General features: G+C 73.5%; 20 protein-coding genes and 1 pseudogene. 7 read left to right on the top strand and 14 right to left on the bottom strand.

Features of this window, described 5'->3' with window-relative positions:
* Positions 1-333: 333 nt before the first annotated feature.
* The 6 genes from ASD33_RS35735 to ASD33_RS09195 all read right to left on the bottom strand — a co-directional run bounded on the left by ASD33_RS35735 (position 334) and on the right by ASD33_RS09195 (position 6329).
* The gene (locus ASD33_RS35735; RefSeq protein ID WP_199863487.1) at positions 334-1230 is read right to left on the bottom strand and encodes a hypothetical protein; all 897 of its coding nucleotides are present in this window, start codon (positions 1228-1230) and stop codon (positions 334-336) included.
* 346 nt (positions 1231-1576) lie between these two features.
* Positions 1577-2278: an HAD family phosphatase gene (locus ASD33_RS09215; protein ID WP_056556366.1), complete on the bottom strand. Its 702-nt coding sequence runs from the start codon at positions 2276-2278 to the stop codon at positions 1577-1579.
* Entirely contained in the window at positions 2275-3375 is a 1101-nt protein-coding gene (locus ASD33_RS09210; protein ID WP_056556363.1) for an ABC transporter ATP-binding protein, read from the bottom strand. Before ASD33_RS09210 ends, ASD33_RS09215 begins: the two co-directional genes overlap by 4 nt.
* A gap of 1 nt (position 3376) precedes the next feature.
* A complete protein-coding gene (locus ASD33_RS09205; protein WP_079044666.1) occupies positions 3377-4306 on the bottom strand; it encodes an ABC transporter permease subunit in 930 nt (309 codons plus the stop codon).
* Entirely contained in the window at positions 4294-5208 is a 915-nt protein-coding gene (locus ASD33_RS09200) for an ABC transporter permease subunit (RefSeq protein WP_056556360.1), read from the bottom strand. The genes ASD33_RS09205 and ASD33_RS09200 overlap by 13 nt, the downstream gene beginning before the upstream one ends.
* Positions 5208-6329, bottom strand: coding sequence for an extracellular solute-binding protein (locus tag ASD33_RS09195; protein WP_056556969.1), 1122 nt, complete (start codon positions 6327-6329; stop codon positions 5208-5210). The genes ASD33_RS09200 and ASD33_RS09195 overlap by 1 nt, the downstream gene beginning before the upstream one ends.
* 296 nt (positions 6330-6625) lie before the next feature.
* On the opposite strand from ASD33_RS09195, the gene ASD33_RS09190 reads away from it, so the two are divergent.
* From ASD33_RS09190 to ASD33_RS09175, 4 genes are all read left to right on the top strand, one after another.
* Positions 6626-7378, top strand: a complete 753-nt coding sequence (locus ASD33_RS09190) for a GntR family transcriptional regulator (RefSeq protein WP_056556357.1) — start codon at positions 6626-6628, stop codon at positions 7376-7378.
* A 156-nt stretch (positions 7379-7534) separates the two neighbouring features.
* Positions 7535-8224, top strand: coding sequence for a DedA family protein (locus ASD33_RS09185; protein ID WP_079044691.1), 690 nt, complete (start codon positions 7535-7537; stop codon positions 8222-8224).
* A 68-nt stretch (positions 8225-8292) separates the two neighbouring features.
* The gene (locus tag ASD33_RS09180) at positions 8293-9483 is read left to right on the top strand and encodes a histidine kinase (RefSeq protein WP_056556963.1); all 1191 of its coding nucleotides are present in this window, start codon (positions 8293-8295) and stop codon (positions 9481-9483) included.
* Complete coding sequence (locus ASD33_RS09175; protein WP_056556354.1) at positions 9474-10118, top strand: response regulator transcription factor; 645 nt, start codon at positions 9474-9476, stop codon at positions 10116-10118. Before ASD33_RS09180 ends, ASD33_RS09175 begins: the two co-directional genes overlap by 10 nt.
* A 19-nt stretch (positions 10119-10137) precedes the next feature.
* Here ASD33_RS09175 and ASD33_RS09170 read toward each other — a convergent pair whose 3' ends face one another.
* The gene (locus tag ASD33_RS09170; protein WP_056556351.1) at positions 10138-11223 is read right to left on the bottom strand and encodes a CaiB/BaiF CoA-transferase family protein; all 1086 of its coding nucleotides are present in this window, start codon (positions 11221-11223) and stop codon (positions 10138-10140) included.
* 151 nt (positions 11224-11374) lie between these two features.
* Here ASD33_RS09170 and ASD33_RS09165 point away from each other — a divergent pair, with 151 nt between their 5' ends.
* Both ASD33_RS09165 and ASD33_RS09160 read left to right on the top strand, forming a co-directional pair.
* Complete coding sequence (locus tag ASD33_RS09165; RefSeq protein WP_056556348.1) at positions 11375-11791, top strand: organic hydroperoxide resistance protein; 417 nt, start codon at positions 11375-11377, stop codon at positions 11789-11791.
* Positions 11792-11868: 77 nt separating this feature from the next.
* Positions 11869-13137: an IS30 family transposase gene (locus ASD33_RS09160; RefSeq protein ID WP_056556345.1), complete on the top strand. Its 1269-nt coding sequence runs from the start codon at positions 11869-11871 to the stop codon at positions 13135-13137.
* Here the strand turns inward: ASD33_RS09160 and ASD33_RS36190 are convergent.
* The 4 genes and pseudogenes from ASD33_RS36190 to ASD33_RS09145 all read right to left on the bottom strand — a co-directional run bounded on the left by ASD33_RS36190 (position 13112) and on the right by ASD33_RS09145 (position 15709).
* Positions 13112-13459, bottom strand: a complete 348-nt coding sequence (locus ASD33_RS36190; RefSeq protein WP_242426882.1) for a LysR substrate-binding domain-containing protein — start codon at positions 13457-13459, stop codon at positions 13112-13114. The two genes, ASD33_RS09160 and ASD33_RS36190, sit on opposite strands and share 26 nt — an antisense overlap.
* A 202-nt stretch (positions 13460-13661) precedes the next feature.
* Positions 13662-13766: pseudogene (locus ASD33_RS36185) on the bottom strand (LysR family transcriptional regulator); the annotation flags it as partial.
* A gap of 56 nt (positions 13767-13822) precedes the next feature.
* Complete coding sequence (locus ASD33_RS09150; protein WP_242426894.1) at positions 13823-14443, bottom strand: LLM class flavin-dependent oxidoreductase; 621 nt, start codon at positions 14441-14443, stop codon at positions 13823-13825.
* Positions 14444-14455: 12 nt separating this feature from the next.
* A complete protein-coding gene (locus ASD33_RS09145; protein WP_056556342.1) occupies positions 14456-15709 on the bottom strand; it encodes an MFS transporter in 1254 nt (417 codons plus the stop codon).
* Positions 15710-15935: 226 nt separating this feature from the next.
* Here ASD33_RS09145 and ASD33_RS09140 point away from each other — a divergent pair, with 226 nt between their 5' ends.
* Complete coding sequence (locus ASD33_RS09140) at positions 15936-17585, top strand: glutamate--tRNA ligase family protein (protein WP_056556338.1); 1650 nt, start codon at positions 15936-15938, stop codon at positions 17583-17585.
* A 46-nt stretch (positions 17586-17631) separates the two neighbouring features.
* Here the strand turns inward: ASD33_RS09140 and ASD33_RS09135 are convergent, their stop codons facing one another.
* The 3 genes from ASD33_RS09135 to ASD33_RS09125 form a co-directional block, all read right to left on the bottom strand.
* Positions 17632-19017 carry a hypothetical protein gene (locus ASD33_RS09135; protein WP_056556335.1) on the bottom strand — a complete coding sequence of 462 codons (1386 nt, stop codon included), beginning with the start codon at positions 19015-19017 and terminating at the stop codon, positions 17632-17634.
* Between the two features lie 17 nt (positions 19018-19034).
* Positions 19035-19997, bottom strand: a complete 963-nt coding sequence (locus ASD33_RS09130) for a hypothetical protein (protein WP_056556331.1) — start codon at positions 19995-19997, stop codon at positions 19035-19037.
* Between the two features lie 167 nt (positions 19998-20164).
* Entirely contained in the window at positions 20165-20650 is a 486-nt protein-coding gene (locus tag ASD33_RS09125; RefSeq protein WP_056556328.1) for a hypothetical protein, read from the bottom strand.
* Between the last annotated feature and the right edge of the window lie 154 nt (positions 20651-20804).

The following is a 20804-nucleotide window of genomic DNA, read 5'->3' as shown; positions in this document are numbered from 1 at the left end:
GGCCTTCGCTCGGCCTCAGGGCGGGCTGGGTGAGCGGGGGATGATGACGGGCGAGGTAGACGGCGGGGCCTTTCCGGAGGACCTCGCCGTGGGCCCCAGGGCCTGGCCAATTCGCTCGGTGAGGTCCGGGGTCGGGATCTTCTCGCCAGTGAAGACCCGGCTGATGTACCTGGCGGAGTCGTTCACGCGCTTGCTGACCGCGCGCAGCGGCAGGCCGCTGCTGCGGTGGAGCTGGGAGAGCGCGGGGGGCGAGCTGGTTCGAAGCGCTGCGGGAAGGAGTCGGGTGATGCCACGACCGTCACGGGCGGTCGCGGTGCCGGCCCAACCCGAGGGTCAGGCGCTCGGCTTCCAGAGGGTGACCTTGAGAGTGATCTGATCCGGAGGCAGGGCGAAGGCCTCGTTCTCGTCTTCTTCTCCGCCGATGAAGTTGACGATCACGACCCGGGCGAGGTTGCCCTGATCCGTGAGAACACAGAAGACCGTCTTACGGGGAAGCTGCCAGTCACGCAGTCGCGCCTCCGAGAAGCCGCCCACCTGTGCCGCCGCCGCACAGTCCTCGGCCTTCTCAGACGGGTCTGAGGGCTGTAGTTGGGCGGCGGTCCGGCCCTCGGTGAGGACGAGGTCCCCTGATCCGGTGTTCTGGTAGGTCAAGTCCGGCTGAAGTGCGCTGCCGGCCTCTGCCGCCTTCTCCTTCTCCGCGGCCCACGCACTGTCGAGGTAGCGACGAGCGGCCGGTGCGTCGAAGTCGAGAGAGCCCGTCATACCCGACCCGATGGTGTCGCCACGAGACATGCTCAGCGACATGGTGCGGTCCTTGTAGGCGACCGTGTACGACTTGGGGGCCGGTGGCACAGACGCGGTTGTCGGCTCCTGCGAGGGGTCGGTGCTGGTCGGGTCCGGCTCCTGTGTCACCTCTTGCGAGGGCTCACTGCTGCCAGGACCCGGTCCCTGTGTCGGCGTCCGGGACTGCGTCTGTGCCGGGGGCTTCGCCTCGCCCGTCGCTTTCCGGTCGTCGGAGGACAGGAGGGAGGGAAGGACGGCGGCGGCCAGGGTGGATATGCCGACGATCGCCGAACCGATCACTGTGACCTTGCCGCCCTCGCTCAGGCTCCCGAACCAACCTTGACGCCTCGGCGGCTGAGGCGGGTACAACGGCGGAGGCGGGCCGGCCGGTGCACTCGACGGAGGCTGCTGAGGCGGATTGTTCGGTGGCGTGGGCGCCGTGGACACCGTTACTCCTTGCTCCCGAAGATCGCGATCGCGCGTGGTGAAGGGACTCTACCCCGCAGCAGAGTCTGATTGCCGTGCCCCCGAACAGGCGCTCTTCGTCTGAGAGTTCACCATCTGGCGCTTGCGGTCCGCCGTCCGGCGAGAGCGCCCCCCGCGGTCGCTTCCCCGAATGAAGACAGCCATGAGGGATGTCGACGAGCTCCCGGCCGAGGCAGTCGCCCGGGCGCTCGACAAGCGCCTGCCCAACACCGAGCCCAAGCTCCGCGCGCTCTTCACGAATCCGAACCCTCCTCCGCCCGGTAGCTTCCCGGGGCCCTGCCGTCGCGCTCCCGGGGGGCCCGCCGGCTCAGGGCGCGCCCGGAAGGTCCTCCGTGAGGTGCAGGCAGTCGCGCAGCCGGTCCACGTCGACGTCTTCGAGGCTGTCGGCGAAGGCGCGGCGGGGGGAGGCGGGCACGGGCAGCAGCGAGGGGACGACGAGGACCGCGCAGCCGGCCGCGTCGGCGGAGGCCGCGCCGTCCGGGGAGTCCTCGACGGCGACGCAGGCGGTGACCGGCAGCCCGAGCCGGGCGGCGGCGGCCCGGTAGGGGTCGGGGTGCGGTTTGGTGCGCGGGGTGTCGTCGGCGGAGAGCGTGAAGGCGAACGGGACGTGTCCGAGGGAGCCCTGGGTGACGCTGTCGACGACGGTCCGAGGCGAGGCGCTGACCAGGGCGTACGGGATTCCGGCGGCGTCCAGGCCGTCGAGCAGCCGCTGCGCTCCGGGGCGCATCGGCGCTCCGGCCTCGACGCGCAGGAAGAACGCGCGGCCGAGGCCGGCGGCGATCCGGCCCGGGTCTCCCGTACCGGTGACGCGGGCGAGGTGTGCGGCGGTGTCCTCGACGGCGCGGCCGACGACGTGGGGGGCGTCGGCCCCGGTGAGACGGTGGCCGAGGCCCGCGGCGATCTCCTCGGTGACCTGCCACCAGAGGCCCTCGGTCTCGACGAGGGTGCCGTCCATGTCGAAGAGGACGGCGCCGAGTGCCGCGCGCGCGGTCCGTGCCGGGGCCGTCACGCGGCGGTCCTGGGGACGACGAGGACGGGCTGCGGGGCGAGGCCGACGCGGGCGCGGGCGCCGACGGTGAGTGCGGTGGCCTCGCGCGAGGCCAGGTCGGCCTTGATCTCGGTCCCGCTCGGCAGGGTCAGCCGGACGCGGGTGACGGCGCCGAAGAAGGAGGTGCCGACGACGGTGGCGTCCCCGGCGGCGTCGGGGGTCGCGGTGACGTTCTCGGGGCGGACGAGGACCTCGACCTCGCCCCCGGCGGGGACGCCGGCCGGCGTACCGCCGTCGACGGGCAGCGTCTGTCCCGCGACCTCGACGGCGCCGGTGCCGGTGAGGCGGCCGGGGAGCCGGTTCATGGTGCCGACGAACTCGGCGACGAAGGCGGTGGCGGGGCGGGCGTACAGCTCGGCGGGCGCGGCGCACTGTTCGAGGCGGCCGGCGTGGAGGACGGCGACCCGGTCGGCCATGGAGAGCGCCTCCTCCTGGTCGTGCGTCACGAAGACGGTGGTGACGCCCAGCGAGAGCTGGAGTCGGCGGATCTCCTCGCGCAGGCTGAGCCGTACCTTCGCGTCGAGGGCCGAGAGGGGTTCGTCGAGGAGCAGGACACGTGGTTCGAGGGCGAGGGCGCGGGCGAGGGCGACGCGCTGCTGCTGGCCGCCGGAGAGCTGGTGGGGGTAGCGGTCGCCGTGCTGCGGCAGGCCGACGAGGTCGAGGAGTTCCGCGGCGCGTTCCTTGCGGCGGGCGGCGGGGACCTTGCGGATGCGCATGCCGAAGGCGACGTTGTCGCGGACGGTCATGTGGGGGAAGAGGCTGTACGACTGGAAGACCATGCCGGCGTCGCGGCGGTTGGCCGGGACGTCGGTGATGTCCTCGCCGTCGACGAGGACGGCTCCGGAGTCGGGGCGCTCGAAGCCGGCGACCATGCGCAGGGCCGTGGTCTTGCCGCAGCCGGAGGGGCCGAGGAGGGCGATCAGCTCGCCGGGTTCCACCGTGAGGTCGAGGCCGTCGAGGGCGACGGCGGAGCCGAAGGCGCGCCGCAGGGAGCGGAACTCGAGCCTGGCTCCGGTGCCGACGGCGGGGGCGACCCGCTCAGCGGTTGCCGATGACATGTCAGGACTCCTTACGGGAGGGTGCCGAGGCGCCGTTGGCCGTTCCCGCGCGGGACAGCACGAGGAGCAGCACCCAGGTGATGACGAGGCTGAGGATGGAGACCGCGACGGACATCCGGGCGTGGGAGCCGGAGATCGACACGATCCAGACGGCGAAGGGCCGGAAGCCGAGCAGCGAGGCGATGGTGAACTCGCCGAGGACGAGGGCGAGGGTGAGGAAGGCGGCCCCGGCGAGGGAGGCGCGCAGATTGGGCAGCAGGACCCGCAGGACGGTGTGGGTCCAGGTGGCGCCGCAGCTGCGGGCGGCCTCCACCAGGGTCGGTACGTCGATGGCGCGCAGTCCGGCGTCGAGCGAGCGGTGGACGAACGGCAGCGCGAGCACGGTGTACGCGAGGACCAGGACGACCGGGAACGACTCGTCCTGCACCGCGATGAACGTCCGGTACAGCGGGGTGCGCGACAGGTGTTCGGGTCCCCAGCGGAGCACCGTGGTGATGCCGGTGACCAGCGCGATGGGCGGGACGACGAGGGGCAGCATGCAGACCACCTCGACGACCGGCCGCAGCCGCGGCGAGCCGATCCGTACGGCGATCAGCGCGGGCACCACGAGCAGCAGCGAAAGGACGATGGTGGCGGCGGCCAGGCCGAGGGAGAGCAGCAGGCTCTCGGTGAAGCCCTCGGCGCCGATCAGCTGGGTGTACGCGTCGAAGGACACGCCCTGGCCGGGCACGTGCACGGTGAAGACGAACGAGGCGAGGAGCGGCAGCAGGAAGTACGCGCCCGCGAGGGCGAGGACGAGTCCGCGCCAGATCCGGGGCCGCGGCCGGCGGCGCGTCCGGGCCTTCCCTTCGGCGTGGGGCTCCGCGGCCGAGGGCGCGGGGGCGGGCGCCGCCGGGGCGGCGTCCGCGGTGCTCGGGGTCATCGCAGCCATCGGGCGCTCCGTCGCGTCAGGGGCAGGTAGACGGCCATCACCAGGGCGGCGACCAGGATCATGTCGAGGCCCAGGGCGAGCGCCACGTTCTCCTGGCCGGTGAGGACGTTGCCGGAGAGGGCGTCCGCGATCTTCAGGGTGACCAGCGGGACCGATCCTCCGACCAGGGCGGCGGCCGTGGCGTGCGCGGCGAAGGCGGTGCCGAAGAGCAGGACGAGGCCGCCGAGGAGGGAGGGGGCGAGCACGGGCAGGCCGACGTGGCGCCAGAACTGCCAGGGGGTGGCTCCCGCGTTGCGGGCGGCCTCGCGCCACTGGGGGCGCAGGCCGTCGAGGGCAGGGACGGTGACCAGGACCATGAGCGGGATCAGGAAGTACAGATAGACCACGGTCAGGCCGGTGAAGGAGTACAGGTCCCAGCCGAGGGCTCCGAGGTCGCCGAGCTGGGTGACGACGCCGGAGATGCCGAGGGTGGCGATGAAGGCGAACGCGAGGGGCACGCCGCCGAAGTTGGCGAGGACGCCGGAGGCGGTGAGGGTCGCGCTGCGCAGGGCCTGGGACCGGGAGGTGACCACGGCCTGGGCGACCAGAACACCGAGGACGCCGCCGATCAGGGCGGTGAGCGCGGAGAGCTGGACGCTGCCGATCAGCGAGCCGAGGTACGGGCCCCGGAGCGAGAGCGCCAGGTGGTCACCGGTGAGGGACGTGGTGGCGGCGGCGCCGGCGGTGGCGGGGGCCGTCCGGGTCACCGCGCCGATGAGGAGCGCGGCGAGCGGGAGGCCGAAGAAGACGCCGGTGAAGAGGAGGAGCGGGAGGACGGCCGGCCAGGTGCGCGGGCCGCGCCGCCGGCGGCGGGTGCCGCCGGCGGTTCCCGTCCCCGCGTGGGGGGTGAGGGATGCGGTCATCAGGAGACGGCCTTGTCCCACTTCTCGGCGAGGGTGGCCTTGGCCTTGTCGAGCTCGGCGGAGGCCGGGAAGGCGGGGGTGCCCTCGACCTCGGGGAGCTTGGTGACGAAGGACTTGTCGGCGGTGCCGTCGGCGGTCATCGCGGGCAGCAGGACCGGGCGGGCGTACCCCTTGAGCCAGAGGTTCTGGCCCTCGGCACTGTAGAGGAACTCCATCCACAGGCGGGCGGCCGCCGGGTGCGGGGCGTCCTTGTTGACGGCCTGCGAGTAGAACTGGGCGTAGACGCCGTCGGTGGGGACGGCGACCTTCCAGTCGACGCCCTTGGAGGCGAACTGGTCGGCGTAACCGGCGTTGAGGTAGTCCCAGTCGATGGAGATGGGCGTCTCGCCCTTCTCGACCGTGGCCGGGGTGGACTCGACGGGGATGAAGTTGCCGCTCTTCCTCAGCTTGCCGAAGAAGTCGATGCCGGGCTGGATGTCGCCGAAGGAGCCCTTGTTGGCGAGGGCCGCCGCGTAGACGCCGCCGAAGGCGGAGCCGGACTTGGTGGGGTTGCCGTTGAGGGCGACCTTGCCCTTGTACTCGGGCTTGAGGAGGTCCGCGAAGGTCTGCGGGCAGTTCGGGATGCGCTTGGCGTCGCAGCCGATGGAGACGTAGCCGCCGTAGTCGTTGTACCAGCGGCCGTCGGCGTCCTTCTGCGCGGCGGGGATCTTGTCCCAGGCCTCGACCTTGTACGGGGCGAAGAGGCCTTCCTCGGCGCCGCTGCGGGCGAAGGCGATGCCCAGGTCGAGGACGTCGGGGGCGCGGTCCTGGCCCTTGCGGGACTTCACGGCGGCGATCTCGTCGGCGCTGGCGGCGTCCGGGTTCTCGCTCTGGATCTTGATCTTGGGGTACTTGGCCTGGAAGGCCTTGATGATCTCGCCGTAGTTGGCCCAGTCCGGCGGCAGGGCGATGACGTGCAGCGCGCCCTCCTTCTCGGCGGCCGCGACCAGCTCCTTCATCCCTCCGAAGGCGCTCGCGGAGGTGGCCTTGGCGGCCTCGGCCCCGGAGGCGCCGGCGGCCGGGCCGTCGGGCGCCGCGCCGCAGGCGGCGGTGAGGGTGGTGAGGACGGCGGCGCCGAGCAGGGCGGCGGCACGACGGCCGGAAGGTCTGGGCACGGTCACTCCTGGAGCGAGAGGGTGGCACTTGTCTGAACAAGTTGGGCTCCAGTTCGCCCGTGTCCCGCGACGCGAAGATGAACGGGACATGACCACCCGGGGAGGAGTGCGCGAAGACCCGGAGCGCGTGAACCCCTGGTGAACGCCGGGGAGTTGACCCTGCCCGAAAGTGGACCGATCGCCACCTCGCAGGGTTACAGTGAACCTTCGGCCGGAAACCCAGGGTGACCGGCTGCGCACAGGAACGGACGGAAGAGGGGCACGTGGGGACGGCACGCTATCTGGAGATCGCCGAGGCCGTCCGGCAGGCGATACTCGAAGGCGAGTACGCCGTGGGAGCGCAACTGCCCTCCGAGGCCGAGCTGGTGGCCCGCTGGTCGGCCTCCCGGGGGACGGTCCGGCAGGCGGTCGCCGTCCTGGAGTCCGAGGGCCTCGTCGGCTCGCGCCAGGGAGCCCGCCGCATCGTCCTGCGCCAGGAGCGCCGGCACAGCTTCGCCGAGCTGAACAGCTTCGCCCAGTGGGCGCACGGCATGGGCCTGCGGGTGACCAGCCGGATCCTGCTGCGCTCACGGCGGACGGCCACGCCCGAGGAGGCGCGGCGGCTCGCCGTCCCGGCGGAGAGCGAGGTCCTGCACGTGCTGCGGCTGCGCCGCCTCGAAGGGGAGCCGGCGATGATCGAGCGGACCGCGTACGCCGACTGGGCGGCGGCGGCCGTCGAGGCGCTGCCCGAGGACTGCGTCTCGATCATGGAGAGCATCGCCCAGGAGGCGGGCATCGTCGCCCAGTACGGGGAACACCTCATCGACGCGGTGGCGGCGGGCTCCCGGGACGCGGAGCTGCTGCACATCCGGCGGGGCAGCCCGCTGCTGCGCCAACGGCACGTGAGCTGCGACCAGTCGGGGCGGCCCATCGAGTGGACCGACGACCGCTACCGCCCCGGCAGCGTCACCTTCAGCGTGACGAACTCCTCCACGACGACCCCGCTCGAACGGCACCGGGGGGCGCCGACGGGCTGAGGGGAGACCCGGGGGGCGGGGCCGACCCTGCGGTTTTCCGCAGGGTCGGCGGGAGGGAAGCCGCGTACCGGCGCCGACCTGGCCTTCCTAGGTTGAGGGGGTGCCGGCGAGCCGCCCGGCCGCCGCCCTCCGAGACCGGGAGAACCCGCCGTGCCCCTGACGACCCTGACCTCGTCGGCCCTCATCTCCTCACCCCTGCCCCTGGCCGCCCAGGAACCCGCCGGCGGGGTCGCCGGATGGGCCGCCGGGCTCGTCGACACGATGGGCGGGCCCGGCGCGGGACTCGCCATCGCGCTGGAGAACCTCTTCCCTCCGCTGCCCAGCGAGGTGATCCTGCCGCTCACCGGCTTCGCCGCCGGGCAGGGCGTGCTCAGCCTGGCCTCGGCACTGTTCTGGACGACGCTGGGCTCGGTCGTCGGGGCCGTCGCGCTGTACGGGATCGGCGGGCTGTTCGGACGGCAGCGGATGCACGCGATCTGGGCGCGGCTGCCCCTGGTGAAGGTGTCCGATCTGGAGCGCACCGAGAGGTGGTTCGCCCGGCACGGCACGAGGGCGGTGTTCCTGGGCCGGATGGTGCCGATCTTCCGCAGCCTGATCTCGGTGCCCGCCGGGGTGGAGCGGATGCCGATGCCGGTCTTCCTGCTGCTCACCACCCTGGGCAGCCTGATCTGGAACAGCGTGCTCGTGATGGCCGGTTACTGGCTCGGCGACGGCTGGGACGTGGTCGAGGGGTACGTGGGCGTGCTGTCCAAGGCCGTGCTGGTGCTCGCCGTCCTCGCCCTGGCCGCCTTCCTCGCGGTACGGCTCCGGGGGCGCGGGCGCGCCCAGCACCGCCGCACCTCGTGACCGGCGGGCGGACCCCCGGACCGTACGTCGCGGGGCCGGAGCGGGCGCACCCGCTAGGCTCGGTGACCGTGCGAGGGGACGAACAGGGCGGCGCGGTGGCCCACTTGGCGATCCGCCGGTCCGCCGGCGTCCTCCTCGGGTGCCTGACCGCCCTCCTCGGCGCCGGGTACTTCCTGGTCGCGGGGGCGGCCCTCGGCGCCTTCCTGCTGTGGCCCCGGACCCGTGCGTACGCCCGGGAGGTCCTGGTGGCCGGCGCCCGGCGGCTGGCCGCCGTGGAGCGGGGCCGCCGCGCGGTCTTCTTCGGCGACCGCTTCCCCGAGGAGCGGGTGCCCGGCGCGTACGAGGTCTCCGACCTGCGGCTGCTGCGCTATCTGGCCGCGCGGAGCTGGACGGGCCTGGTCTGCGGGGTCGTCCTCGGGCTCCTCGCCTTCGGTGCCGTCCTCGCCGGGCTGCTCGCCCGGGGCGTGGTGCGCGGCACGCTCGGCTGGGACGAACTGCTCACCCAGCTGCTGCTCGGCGGGGTGCTGCTCTTCCTCGACGTCCAGGGCCTGTACGCGCTGACCGCCCTGGACGCCCGGCTCGCCCGCGCCTTCTTCGGGCCCTCCGAGGCCGAGCTGCTGCGGCGCCGGATCACCGAACTCGCCGTCAGCCGGGCCCAGATGGTCCAGGCCGTCGACGCCGAGCGGCGCCGCATCGAACGGGACCTCCACGACGGCGTGCAGCAGCGCCTGGTGGCCCTGGCGATGCTCCTCGGCCGCGCCCGGCGCGGCCGCGAGCGGGACCGCGACCCCGAGCTGACCGGCGTCCTGCTGCTCCAGGCGCACCAGGAGGCCCAGGACGTGCTGGCCGAACTGCGGGACGTGGCCTGGCGGGTGTACCCGTCGGCGCTCGACAGCCTGGGGCTGGAAGAGGCGCTCGGCGGGGTCGCGCAGCGCTGCGCGATCCCGCTGCGGGTGCGCTTCGAGATCGGGGACGCGCCACTGCCCCGGCCGGTGGAGACGGCCGCCTACTTCGTCGTCTCCGAGGCCGTCACCAACGCCGCCAAGCACTCCTCCGCCTCGGCCGTCGCCGTCCGGCTGACCCGGACCGGCGCACTCCTGACCGTACGGGTGGAGGACGACGGCACCGGCGGCGCGGACCCCTCGGGCGGCGGGCTGACCGGGCTGCGCAGCCGGGTCGCCGCGCTCGACGGGGTGCTGCGCGTCGACAGCCCCGTCGGGGGACCCACCACTCTCGTGGCGGAGCTGCCGTGCGTGTGATCCTGGCCGAGGACTCGACCCTGCTGCGGGAGGGTCTCGTCCGGCTGCTCGTCGAGGAGGGCCACGAGGTGCTCACGGCGCTCGGCGACGCGACGACCCTGGTCGCGGAGGTGGAGGCGCGGCGGCCGGACGTCGTGGTCGTCGACATCCGGATGCCGCCGACGCACACCGACGAGGGGCTGCGGGCCGCCGTGGAGATCCGGGAGCGGCTGCCGGAGACCGGGGTGCTGGTCCTCTCGCAGCACGTCGAGCGGAGTTACGCGGCCCGGCTCCTCACCGCCGGGGCGGAACGCGTCGGCTACCTCCTCAAGGACCGGGTGGCCCAGGTGGAGGAGTTCCTCGACGCGCTGGAACGCGTCCACGCGGGCGGGGCGGCGATCGATCCGGAGGTCGTACGGCAGCTGGTCGTCCGCAGCGCGCACGCGGACCCGCTGGCCCGGCTCACCCCGCGCGAGCGGGAGGTCCTGGAGGTGCTGGCGCAGGGGTACACCAACGCGGCCATCGCCCGGCAGCTCCATCTGTCGCTGAGCGCGGTCGAGAAGTACCTCAACGCCGTCTTCGACAAGCTGGAGCTGCACAGGACCGACGGCTACAGCCGTCGCATCCTGGCCGTACTGCGCTACCTGGAGTCCTGAGCCCGGCGGGCCCGGGGCCTCAGGCGCGCCACTCCGCGAGGACCTCCTCGGTGTGCTCACCGGGGAGCGGGGCGCGGCCCGGGGCGTCGGCGGGGGTGCGGCCGAAGCGGGAGGCGGGAGCGGGCTGGACGCTGTCCCCGACGGCCACGAAGGCCTCACGGGCGGCGAGTTGGTGGTGGCGGGCGGCCTCGGCGGGGGTCAGGACCGGGGCCACTCCGGCGTCCACGGCGTCGAAGACCTTCACCCAGTGCTCGCGGTCCCGGGCGGCGAAACGCTCCGCGATCAGCGCGCGCAGCGCGGGCCAGGCGGCCGGGTCGGTCCGGTCGGGCACCTCCTCCGCACCGGCCAGGCCCAGCTGCTCCAGGAGGTTCGCGTAGAGCCGGGGCTCGATGGCGGCGACCGCGAGGTGGCGGCCGTCGGCGGCGCGGTACAGCGAGTAGTGCGGGGCGTCGGTGACGGTGTGGTTGCCGGGGACCTCCCGCCACTGGTGGATCAGGGTGGCGATCAGGGCGGCGCCGTCCGCGAGCGCGGTGTCGACGACCTGGCCGCGCCCGGAGCGCTCCCGCTCGTGCAGGGCGGCGAGCAGGGCGTGGACATGGGCGTGGGCGCCGCCGGCGAAGCTGGAGAGGTACGCGGTCGGGGGCGCCACCGGGCCCCCGGTGGCCGGGTCGGTGTCCAGGGCGCCGGTCAGGGCCAGGACCGCGAGGTCGTGCGCGGCGCGTCCGGCCCATTCGCCCCGCTGGCCCCAGCCGCTGACCCGCCCGTACACCAGGCGCGGATTGCGGGCGAGGACCGCCTCGGGGCCGATGCCGAGGCGGTCGGCGACGCCGGGGCGGAAGCCCTCGACCAGGATGTCGGCGTGCTCGGCGAGCGCGAGGGCCCGCTCGACGCCCTCCGGGCTCTTGAGGTCCAGGGCGACCGAACGGTGGCCACGGGACAGCGGGTTCTCCGGGGGGCGCGCGGCGTCGGGCGCGGGCGCTTCGGCGGGCGCCCGGTCGACGCGTACGACATCGGCGCCGAGACCGGACAGGACGGTGCCGACGAACGCCGTGGGCGCCGAACCCGCGAATTCCAGTACGCGCACTCCGGTCAGCGGTCCCGCCATGGCCAACTCCCTTGAATTCATGGGCCTGTGATGCCCTTGACGCTAGAGCGCGCACCGACGGAACGGACTGCGGAGATCCGTAGCGCCGGGAATTCGGCCGCGCCGGAGACTGGGTGAATTCCCTTTTCTCCGCTCTCGAAAGGCATCACGAATGGCCGTCGTCTACACCGCCGAGGTCGCCTCCACCGGAGACGGGCGCAACGGCGCCGTGCGCTCCTCCGACGGGCTCCTCGACCTTCCCCTGTCGAGCCCGAAGGCCGTCGGCGGCTCCGGCACCGCGACCAACCCCGAGCAGCTCTTCGCCGCCGGCTACGCCGCCTGCTTCCACAGCGCGCTCCGGGCCTCGGCGCGCGAGTCCCGGACCGCGCTCACGGGCGACTCGGTCACCGCCGAGGTGGCGCTGCACAAGGAGGAGAGCGGCTTCCACCTGTCGGTGGTGCTCACCGTGGAACTGCCGGGTCTCGACGCCGCCGAGGCACGTCGGCTCGCCGACGCCGCCCACGGCCGCTGCCCGTACTCGAAGGCGATCCGGGGAAATGTGGAGGTGAGGATCGATCTTCCCGCATGAGGCGCCCGAAGAGCGGAAAGCCCCCGGCATCGCTTTAGTTCTAGTGGTCGTTGCAACACCCCAGCTCAAGGGGTGCGATGGACTTCGAGGTCCGCAAGAACAGGAAGCCGCAGGGGCCCCGGAAGTTGGTCCGCGAGCGGGCCGCATACTTCCAGCTCATGGAGCAGGGTTACAGCACCCGGGAAGCGGCCCGGATCGTCGGCATAGACCGGCGCACGGGCATGAAGTGGCGTAACGGTCACCATGCGCCCGGGAACCTTCGCAAGGCGGTTCCTCCGATCTACCAGGAGCAGGGGCAGACCCCCGGCAACCTGCACGATCCGGAGGAACCGCCCGCCCGGTCGTCGCGGTATCTCCAGGAGCACGACCGCATCCACATCGCCGACCGGCTGCACGAGAAGGCATCGGTCCGGCAGATCGCCGCCGAGCTGGGTCGCAGCCCTTCGACGATCAGCCGCGAGATACGCCGCAACCGTCGCTCGATGCCCAGGGGCGGTTTCATCTACCGCCCGTTCGAGGCGGACCGCAGGGCCACAAGACGCCGCGCACGGCCGGAGACCGGAAAGATCGGCCAGAACCCCGAGCTGCGGGACTTCATCCAGCACCACCTCGCGATGCGGTGGAGCCCCGAGCAGATCTGCCACGCTCTGCGGGCACGCTTCCCCGACCGGCCGGAGATGCACGTGACCCACGAGACGATCTACCAGGCCCTCTACGTCCAGGGCCGCGGTGAACTCCGCCGGGAAGTGACCCGCGCCCTTCGCACCGGCCGGGCCCGCCGGCGCCCGCACCGCCAGGCCCACAAACGCACCTCCCGCGCCATCAAGGACATGGTCCTGATCAGCGAACGGCCCGCCGAAGCCGCCGACCGGGCTGTCCCCGGGCACTGGGAAGGCGACCTCATCATCGGCAAGGACGGCCGCTCAGCCATCGGCACCCTGGTCGAGCGGGCCACCCGCTATGTGATGCTCGTGCACCTGCCGATCGGCCACAGCGCGATGGCGACCCGCAACGCGCTCACCACCACGGTCCAGACCCTTCCACCACATCTGTGGCGGTCCCTGACCTGGGACCAGGGCTCGGAGATGGCCGCCCACCGCAGCTTCACCGTCGCCACGGACATCCCGGTCTACTTCTGCGACCCGGCCAGCCCCTGGCAGCGCGGCTCGAACGAGAACACCAACGGCCTGCTGCGGCAGTACTTCCCCAAGGACACCGACCTGGCCGTTCACACGCCCGAGGACCTGACGGCCGTCGCCGCCGAACTGAACAGCCGACCACGCAAAACGCTCGGCTGGGAAACCCCAGCCGAGCGCCTCGCTAAGCTCCTGGCGACAGCCAGTTGATCACTGTGTTGCTACGACCCCTGGAATTCGCTGTGGCGAAGATCCAGGTCTCGTCGGCGAGGTCGGCGAGGACGAGCCGCTTGCCGGAGAGCAGCCGGTGTCCCTCCGGCAGGGCGATGTCGAAGAGGTCCTCGCAGAGCGCGACCCGGTGGAACCGCCCGTCGGAGCGTCCCTCGTCACCGGCGGGGCCCGGGGTGCCGACGGTGTCGGCGGAGATGACGACGTCCGTCTCGCCGCGGTGCAGCAGCGAGAAGCTCTCGGGCGGGTCGACCTCGGCGAGGGAGGTCCGCAGCAGCGGCCGGGTCTCCCGCAGCCGGGCCACGGCGGGGCAGGATCAGGGCCGAGAGCGTGGTGGAGAAGCCCGCGACCGCGACCTCCCCGCGCTCGCCGCTCCGGTGGGCGGCGAGTTCCGCGCGCATCTGCTCGACCTGGGTGAAGACGGCGTCGGCGTGCCGGAGCACGATCCGCGCCGCGCCGGTGAGCCGCAGGCGGCGCCCGGACGGTTCGGTGAGCGGTACGCCCAACTCCCGTCCCAGGGCGCTGATCTGCTGGGAGACGGCCTGCGGGGTGAGGTGGAGCGCCTGGGCGGCCGCGCTGACGGTGCCGCGCTCGCTGAGCTCCCGCAGCACGCGCAGCTTCCGCAGGTCCGGATCGACCACGTCTCGCCCCCTCCGTCACGGCCCGGTCATCGTACGCAGCCGGCGTCCACGTCGATGACCTCCTTGACGAGTGTCTCCAGGACGTCGAGGTCCCGCGCGGTGCGGCCGGCCTCCCGCCGGTCGCCCGGGTAGGTCGGGTCGAGGACGACGGCCCGCGCGCCCAGGTCCTGGAGGAATCCGAGGTCGTCGGCGATCTGCGCCCGGGTGCCCTCGCCGAGGAGGCGCCCCGGGCCGAGCGGCCGGGCGGTGACCCGCAGTTTGATCCGGGGGCAGACGTCGGGGACGGGCCGTTCCTGCTCCCCGGCCACCTGGCGGAGGGCGGGAAGGCCGACGCCGAGCAGCCATTCGCCGGAGACGGAGGTGGGGTGCCAGGCGTCACCGAGGCGGACGGCCCGGCGGAGCGCGCCGCGGCTGTGGCCGCCGACCCAGACGGGCGGGCCGGGCCGCTGCACGGGCAGCGGCCCGGTGTGCACCTCGCGGAAGGAGACGTGGGCGCCGTCGAAGGAGGCGACCTCGTCCGCCCAGCAGGCCTTGATCGCGGCCAGGTACTCGTCGCTGATCGCGCCGCGCCTGCGGTACGGGACGCCGAGGACGGCGAACTCGCGGGCGGCCCAGCCGGCGGCGGCGCCGAAGACGAGCCGGCAGATTGACGCCGAATTTCATGGCGCGTTCCTTTCCAGGGCCTCGGCCGCGGTCGCGTCCGCGGCTCCGGTCCCCTTGGCGTGTCCGGTGGTGCGCCCGGTGGTCCGGGCCGGGTCCGCGGTGCGCCGGGCGAGCACGCGTACCGCGGTGAGGTGGAGGAGGACTCCCGCGCACGCGACGCCGGCGGCGGGCAGCGGGAGCCAGCGGGCGTCGAGCCCCCGGGCGAGGGCGAGGCCGCCGAGCGCGGAGCCGACGGCGCCGCCGAGGTAGGTGGCGGAGCTGTTGAGGCCGATGGCGGCGGCTCCGCCTTCGCCGTCCCCGCCGAGCAGCCGGTGCTGCTGGGGTACGACGAAGGCCCAGCCGACGGCGCCCCAGACCAGTAGGGGCAGCATGATCAGTCCGGGCGGGCCGCCGGCCCACGGCAGCGCGAGCAGCGCGGCGCCGAGGGTGCCGAGCAGGACGACGGCGAGGAGGGCGGGTCTGCCGCTCCGGTCGACGAGGGTGCCCGCGAGGAGGCTGCCGCAGACCCCGCCGATGCCCCAGACCCACAGGTACGGCACCGCGCTGCCGATGTCGGCGGACCGGCGGAGGACCGGTTCCAGATAGGTGTAGAGCCCGAGGCTCGCGACGGTCTGGGTGAAGGTGACGGCGACGACCACCGCGACCCGGGGCCGGGCGAGGGCGCGGGCCCTGGCCCCCAGGGAGGGCGCGGTGGCGCCCCGGACGGCCGGGAGCCGGGTGGCGACACCGAGCAGGGCGACCGTGCCGAGTCCGGTGATCAGCCAGAGGGCGGTGCGCCAGCCGGAGTGGCCGGCGACGAGCAGCCCGAGCGGGACGCCGAGGACGGTCCCCGCGCTCATCCCGCCGAGGACCAGGCCGAGGGCGCGGCCGCGCCGCTCGGGCGGGACGAGCGCGCCGGCGGCGGTGGCCGCCGCGGGGGTGAACAGTCCGGCGCCGGCTCCGGCGAGGGCGCGGGTGCCGAGCAGTCCGGCGTACGAACCGGTCAGCGCGGTACCGGCGTTGGCGAGCACGAAGACCACGAGGGCGGTGACCAGGACGGTCCTGGTGCCCCAGCGGGCGAGGACGGCGGAGAGCAGCGGGGCCGCCAGGGCGTAGCAGAGGGTGAAGGCGGTGACGGACTGGCCCGCGAGGGAGACCGGGACGTGCAGGTCGGAGCCGATGGCGGGGAGCAGGCCCGCCATCGCGTAGGCGTCGGTGCCCATGGCGAAGGAGCCGAGCGCGAGCAGGGCCACGGCGCGTGTGCCGCGCATCGCACCTCCTTGTCTCCTGGTCCGGGGACCTCGTACGGAACGGTTCCGGGGACGCTACTGACCGTGTGCGGCGTCCGGTGGCCACAACGCCGAAGTGGGTTCGGGGTTCCGCAGCCTCGCGCCGCCGCGCCGCTCGGATCGGCCGGTCACCTGCCTACGGTGGGTCGCTCGGGGAACCCGGGGAGGGAGTCCCTGATCGACCGAGGAACCCAGGAGGGAGTCCACCGTGCTCGACCTGTCCGTCATCAACGCGATGTTCCCGCCCGATCTCCCGGAACCGGCCGACTGGGAGCGGCGGTTCGGGCCGCGCGCCCTGCCGGAGGGCGCCGAGGTGACGCGCTTCGCCCCGAGCCCCACCGGCCATCTGCACATCGGCGGCCTGTACACGGCGGCCGTGGCGCGCGCCGTGGCCCACCAGTCGGGCGGCGTGCACCTGCTGCGCGTCGAGGACACCGACCGGTCCCGCCAAGTGGCCTGGGCCGCAGAGGGGTTCACCCGGCTGCTGGGCGCCTTCGGGCTCGCACCGGACGAGGGCGGGGTCGCCGGGGACGGCGCCTGGGGCCCGTACCTCCAGTCGGAGCGCCGGGACGTCTATCTCAGCCATGTGCGCGAGCTGGTGCGGCGGGACCGCGCGTATCCCTGCTTCTGCGCGAAGGACCGGCTGGCCCGGAGCGCGGAGGAGCAGCGCGCGGGCCGTTCGCCGCTGGGCTACTACGGGCGGTGGGCGCCGTGCCGGACGCTCGCCCCGGAGGAGGCGGCGCGGCGGCTCGCGGCCGGCGAGCCGTACGTGGTGCGGTTCCGCTGCCCGTACGAGTTCCCCGGCCGGGTCCGCTTCACGGACCGGATCCGTTCCTCGGTCACCATGCGGGACAACGGCAACGACATCGTGCTGCTCAAGTCCTCCTCGGAGGAACTGCCGCTGCCCACCTACCACTTCGCGCACGTCGTGGACGACCGGCTGATGCGGGTGTCGCTGGTGGTGCGCGGCGAGGAGTGGCTGTCCTCGACCCCGGTCCATCTCCAGCTGCACACGGCGCTGGGCTGGGAGCCGCCCGCGTACGCGCACCTCGCGCCGCTGATGAAGGCCGAGGGGCCCTCGCGCCGCAAGCTCAGCAAGCGCAAGGACCCCGAGGCGTCGGTGGACTACTACCTGGCCGCCGGGTACCCGCCGGCCGCCGTCCAGCACTATCTGCGGGGCCTCGCGAACATCCGGCTGATGGACGTCCCGACGGCCGAGGCGCTCGCCGCGCCCGTCCGGCTCGACGGCATGCGCCCATCGGGTCCGCTGCTCGACCTGCCCAAACTGCACTCCCTGAGCAGGGAGTTCATCGCCTCGCTGCCGCCGGACGAGGTGTACGCGCAGCTTCTCGCCTGGGCGCGGGACCACGATCCGGAGCTGGCGTCCGTCCTGACCCGGCACCGGGGGCTCGCCCTGGCGGCGGTGGCCGCGGGGCGTCCCGAGGGGGCGCCGGTCCGGAAGGACCTGGACCGCTGGTCCTGCTTCCGGGACCGCTACGGCTTCTTCTTCGCGGAGCTGTTCGGGGCGCCTCCGGCGCCCGGCGACGACCGGTACGGCGGGCTTCCCGACCATCGCGTACGGGCCGTCGCGGCCGGGTTCGCCGGGCAGGCGGCCGGCGCCGGCACGGCGGAGGAGTGGTACGGGAGGCTCCGCGACCTGGCCTCCCGTCATGGCTTCGCCCCCGACACGGCCGCCTGGCGGCGGGACCCGGGCCGCTGGGCGGGACCGCCGAGCGTGGTCGCGAACGTGGTCCGGGTCGCGCTCACGGGCGCGACCCGCAGCCCCGACCTGTTCACCGTGGTCGGGGCGCTGGGCCCGGAGGAGGTGCTGCGCCGCCTCACCGCCGTGGCGGGGTGAGGCGGCGCGGTCCACCCGGGCTCCCGGGGTGGGAGTCCGCGGGCGGTCAGTCCAGCGGCAGCGCCCCGTTCGAGGCGCGGACGCCCGGGGCCGTCGGCGCCGGGATCTTCAGCAGGCCCTTGTCGCTGGAGGCGGCGGGCGCCGCCGCGTCCACCGGGGTGTTGGTCGAGGGCCGGGCGGCGGTGCAGCGCTGCTTCTCGGCCACCGTCATGGGGCCGGTGCGCTGGAGCAGCCGGTCGGGGACGGTCCGCGAGGGTCCGTCGACGACGGCGTGCAGCCGGTAGTCGTCCTTCTTGCTGACGAACCAGCCCTCGACGCGCTCACGGCTCGGCTGCAGTTCGACCCAGCTGACCTCGCCGGGCTGGATCCGCTCCACGACGGTCCGCTGGTCGCTGCTGAACCACTGCCAGGGCCGCTGCCAGCCCTTCTCGTAGGCGAGGGCGAACTGGGTGGCCATGGGCCGCTCCTTCGCCCGCTTCTCGTCCTCCTCCCGCACCCCGCTCGTGGGCAGCCTGGCCACCTCGGGGAGCGCGAGGCCGGCGTCGGCGTACGTCTGGGAGATGCTGTCGTGGCTGCGCTCGGCGTACGCGAGGAGACGGCTGTGCTCCAGGGTGTTCCGGGTGCAGTTGACGAAGGCCTCGCCGACGACCCGCGCCTTGTCGTAGTAGCGGAAGGAGGTCCGGGCGTCGGGCCGGAAGGTGCAGGCGTTCTCGCCGTTGCAGGCGGCGGCCGCGTTGTGGAGGCTGCTCTCGCGTTCGTTGCCCTTGTACGCCTCCGAGGTGCCGAGCGAGGTCTTGCCGACGGTGTTGTCGACGGCCACCGGCACCTCGACCGCGCGGATGCGGGCGATCATCGGCGTACAGGTGATGTGGGTGCGGGAGTCGGTGACGCGCGAGGTGAAGGTGAGTACGGGCTCGTTCTCGTCCGCGGTGAACACATAGGCGCGGCCGGTCCAACGCCCCTTGCCGGGCGTGCCCTTCACCCGGTCGGGGTCGCCGGCCGTGGTGACCGCGCGGACCGGGCCGCCGGAGCCGCTGACCTCGTAGGGCTGGCCGTCGACGACCTGTTCGCCGGTGCACTCCTTGGAGACGGCCGGGCTGTCCTCGTAGGTCACGGTGACCTGGGCTCCGGCGCGCACTCCTCTGAGCCGCTGCCGGAGGGTGTTGCCGTCCTTCTGGAGGGCGACACCGTGGGAGGCGTCGGTGCGGCCCGAGGCGGCGGGCGAGTAGCGCTGGTTCTGGCCGGTCCAGAAGTCGAGTCCGACGGTGGTGGGTCCGTCGCCCTTCATGACCGGGTCGGCGAAGTCGCCGTTGAGGACGGGGACGGCCTGCTCGGCGGGGGCGGCCTGCGCTCCGTACGAGAGGGGCGCGAGGGGCAGCAGCAGTCCGGTGGCGCCGAGGACGACGAGGGCCGGGAGCGTGGTGCGGTTCATGGGGTTCTCCTCCCGGGTCAGGAAGCGTCGGCGGGCAGGACGACGACGCGCTTGGGCTCGGCGCCCGGGGGCACCGCCCGCGCGGCGGGGACCTCGGCCGCCGGGGCCGGGCCGGGGGCGGGAGCCGGGCCGGGGCCGGGGGCCGGGGCGGGAGCGGTGGATCCGGCGGGGCGCGTACCGCCGCAGACACCGGCGGGGGCGGCGTACGTCTGGGCGATGAAGGTGCTGCTGGTGACCATCGAGGGGCTGTCCACGGCGATGCCGATGATCCGCTGGCCGGACTTGGCGACGAGGCTGCCGACCACGCGCCGCATGGCGGCGTTCGCACCGAAGACCAGCATGTCGTGCGCGTTGACGGTGGTCTTGTAGGTGGTCGTCTCGGTGTTCTCGATGGTCCAGGACTTGGAGTACGTGGCCTTGAACGCGGCCTCGAAGGCGAGCTTGGCGCTCATCGAGCCGGACGCCTTGGCCCCGCCGGAGACGGACGTCTTGGTCCCGTTGGTCGAGGTCGGGCCGTCCTTGAGGTTGGGCGTCTTGTTCTCGCTGGTGATGTCGTTGGAGAGGTTGGTGGTGACCTCTCCGGAGGCGCTGACCGTGCCCTCGGCGGCGATCTTCCCGGAGATCTCGCCGCCGATGTTGTCGGTGGTGCCGGACTTCAGGGTGACCGTCCGGTCGACGGCCATGTCGCTCTGGGTGCAGTTGATCACCGCGTTGCCCAGCGACTTCACGGCGGTGACGTACTCACGGCCGAGCTTGGGGTCGATGACGAAGGTGCAGGCGGAGCGCTTGTCTCCGCAGTGCTCCAGGACGTCGGAGACCTTGGCCGGGCGCCCGTCGGCGGTGAGGGCGCGGGCGACGGGGGTCTCGCCCGGACCCTCCTGCTCGGCGGCGCCGGCGGGCGGCGCGAGGGAGACGGCGGCGAGACCGAGGAGGGCGGAGAGTGCGGGCAGCAGGGCGGCGCGGCGATGGCACGCGGGCATGACGGGGTTCCCTTCGGGGACGGACGGGAGGGGACGTGCGCGGGGACGCACGGGGGACGTACGGGGGACTTGCGGGGGGGGACGCACGGGGGCGCACGGGCGGTACGGGGGACGTACGCGCAGGTGCGTGGGTACGTGCGCGGAGAAGCGCGGCGTATGAGCTGCGGTCAGTCGCCGAGGAGGCCGCAGAGCTGGTCGACCGGGAAGGGGGACTGCCCCGGGTCGGTGGATCCCTGCGGCAGCGAGCCCGGGAAGGACTCGCAGGTCGACGTCACGGCCTGGGCCGCGTTGTCCGCGGGCTCGGGCTCGTTCGAGGAGATGGTGTCGGTCATGTCCTTGAGGCCCTGCTCCTCGGCGGCGCCCTTGCCGCCGGTCAGCTTGCCCATGCAGGAGGTGGAATCGGGCGGGCACTCGTCCAGCTTCTTGCCCGCGTCCTTGATGTCCTTGTCGGCCTTGCCGGCCGCCTCCTGGGTCTTCTTCTGCTGCTCCTCGATCTCCTTGGCCTCCTTGGCGTTGGCCTCCTTGTCCAGGCAGGCCTGGTCGTCGGGCTTGCACTCCTCGGCGTGGGCGGTGGTGGCCAGGGGCAGTGCGAGAGCGGCGACGAGGACGGTCGCGGCCAGCACACGGCGTGCCGAGGCCTTCAATGCGGGCATGGGAACTCCCTTGAGACAGGGGCGAGTTGGGGTGCTCGGGTGGGGACGCCAGGGGCGGACAGGGGACTGTCCTCAAGATCACCGAGCGCATCCCGACGCTAGCCGCAGGGGCCCCGGCACCCCGCCGCGACACACGGCCCGGCGCGCACCCCGG

Source organism: Streptomyces sp. Root1304 (genome assembly GCF_001426405.1).
In the GTDB taxonomy this organism is placed as follows: domain Bacteria; phylum Actinomycetota; class Actinomycetes; order Streptomycetales; family Streptomycetaceae; genus Streptomyces.
Note: the sequence above shows the minus strand (reverse complement) of the source record. Positions and strands in the feature narration are given on the sequence as shown.

What these genes read in the sequence shown, in the direction of transcription:
- ASD33_RS09210 (WP_056556363.1), bottom strand. Translation starts at nt 3,375, where the DNA reads ATGTCATCGGCAACCGCTGAGCGGGTCGCCCCCGCCGTCGGCACCGGA.
- ASD33_RS09205 (WP_079044666.1), bottom strand. Translation starts at nt 4,306, where the DNA reads ATGGCTGCGATGACCCCGAGCACCGCGGACGCCGCCCCGGCGGCGCCC.
- ASD33_RS09200 (WP_056556360.1), bottom strand. Translation starts at nt 5,208, where the DNA reads ATGACCGCATCCCTCACCCCCCACGCGGGGACGGGAACCGCCGGCGGC.
- ASD33_RS09170 (WP_056556351.1), bottom strand. Translation starts at nt 11,223, where the DNA reads ATGGCGGGACCGCTGACCGGAGTGCGCGTACTGGAATTCGCGGGTTCG.
- ASD33_RS09165 (WP_056556348.1), top strand. Translation starts at nt 11,375, where the DNA reads ATGGCCGTCGTCTACACCGCCGAGGTCGCCTCCACCGGAGACGGGCGC.
- ASD33_RS09160 (WP_056556345.1), top strand. Translation starts at nt 11,869, where the DNA reads ATGGACTTCGAGGTCCGCAAGAACAGGAAGCCGCAGGGGCCCCGGAAG.
- ASD33_RS09145 (WP_056556342.1), bottom strand. Translation starts at nt 15,709, where the DNA reads ATGCGCGGCACACGCGCCGTGGCCCTGCTCGCGCTCGGCTCCTTCGCC.
- ASD33_RS09135 (WP_056556335.1), bottom strand. Translation starts at nt 19,017, where the DNA reads ATGAACCGCACCACGCTCCCGGCCCTCGTCGTCCTCGGCGCCACCGGA.
- ASD33_RS09130 (WP_056556331.1), bottom strand. Translation starts at nt 19,997, where the DNA reads ATGCCCGCGTGCCATCGCCGCGCCGCCCTGCTGCCCGCACTCTCCGCC.
- ASD33_RS09125 (WP_056556328.1), bottom strand. Translation starts at nt 20,650, where the DNA reads ATGCCCGCATTGAAGGCCTCGGCACGCCGTGTGCTGGCCGCGACCGTC.